General features: G+C 49.4%; 2 pseudogenes. Both read right to left on the reverse strand.

The window, feature by feature from the left end:
• Positions 1 to 168, reverse strand: a pseudogene (locus ACT3TC_RS17095) (IS3 family transposase); the annotation flags it as partial.
• A gap of 43 nt (positions 169 to 211) precedes the next feature.
• Positions 212 to 670 (reverse strand): annotated as a pseudogene (locus tag ACT3TC_RS17100) (integrase core domain-containing protein); the annotation flags it as partial.
• Between the last annotated feature and the right edge of the window lie 190 nt (positions 671 to 860).

The following is an 860-nucleotide window of genomic DNA, read 5'->3' on the forward strand; positions in this document are numbered from 1 at the left end:
TAGCAACCGGCCTTAACGACATTCTTTGCCATCTCGCGGCGTTGAGATGGCTTTACCACTTTCCCTCAAGGGCTTCCTAGCGTTCAACCGCTCTTCGACATACATCTTCTTGAGGCGCTGGTTCTCGTCCTCCAACTCCTTGAGGCGCTTCATCATGGAGGTGTCCACACTGTAATCCCTCCCATTTTACGAAGCAGCTATTCGTAGAAATTTAAGCTGTCATCAGTAGCTGCCGAGGAGGGACACCACCGGTAGCAGTATGGGGTCGCTCGTTATTGTATTGCCATAGCCACTCAGTCGCGAGCTCCTAGGCATGACTGACCGAGTCGAACGGATGCAACTCCAGCCATTCATGCTGTGCCGTCCAATTGAAGCGTTCGATATAGGCATTTTGAGTCGTCTTGCCTGGCTGAATGTATAAAAGCGTTATCCGGTTGCTGTTAGCCCAGTCGATCATTGATTGAGAGATGTATTCAGGGCCGTTGTCGCAAATAATCTTGTGGGGCTTACCTCTTGCTTCGCACAGCTGCTCTAGAAACCGAGCCACCTGACGTCCGCTAATCGATACGGAGACCAGCTGACTCACCATTTCTTGTGAAACGTCGTCCGCGACATTCATACCCGAATCAGAGACGGAGTCCATTGACCAACGCTCATTAACGCTTGTAGGCCTTCTTCAGTATAAATTTGAGACATGTGTTTTCGATTCATGACCAAGCCTTCCGCTTTTAACAGCGCGTGCAACAGCAGGTAACCATAAAAAGCTTTTTCAGCTTATTGTTTTACGGTTCAAGCTTCCGCAAGCGCTTCGCTTCATTCACTTTACGGCTGGCGTACGTACTTACTACGCCAGTTGTAGA

Origin of the sequence: Halomonas sp. AOP27-A1-41, assembly GCF_052378605.1 — a bacterium.
In the GTDB taxonomy this organism is placed as follows: domain Bacteria; phylum Pseudomonadota; class Gammaproteobacteria; order Pseudomonadales; family Halomonadaceae; genus Vreelandella; species Vreelandella citrativorans.